The organism is Shewanella sp. 10B, assembly GCF_023475885.1.
Classification (GTDB): domain Bacteria; phylum Pseudomonadota; class Gammaproteobacteria; order Enterobacterales; family Shewanellaceae; genus Shewanella; species Shewanella mangrovisoli.
In genome coordinates, this window is the sequence record NZ_JAMDJO010000033.1 from 1 (window position 1) to 307 (window position 307).

The 307-nt window shown below is 45.6% G+C and carries 2 rRNA genes; both read left to right on the plus strand.

Annotated elements, in window-relative coordinates:
- Positions 1-93, plus strand: a 23S ribosomal RNA gene (locus M0415_RS21340); the annotation flags it as partial.
- Between the two features lie 131 nt (positions 94-224).
- Positions 225-307 (plus strand): 5S ribosomal RNA (gene rrf / locus M0415_RS21345); the annotation flags it as partial.

Sequence of the window (307 nt, forward strand, 5' to 3'; positions counted from 1 at the left end):
AGCCGTTCGAGACTAGGACGTTGATAGGTCAGGTGTGTAAGCGTTGTGAGGCGTTGAGCTAACTGATACTAATGACTCGAGAGGCTTAACCATACAACCCAGATGGGTTTTGCTAAGTAGCACTTAGCTTGAATACAAACACTTAAGAAGTGCAACTCAAGACAGCTTTCCGAATTAATTTACTGCCTGCATCAAGATAAGACGGGTAGTGAATAACAAATTTGCTTGGTGACAATAGCATTGTGGTCCCACCTGATCCCATCCCGAACTCAGAAGTGAAACGCAATCGCGCCGATGGTAGTGTGGG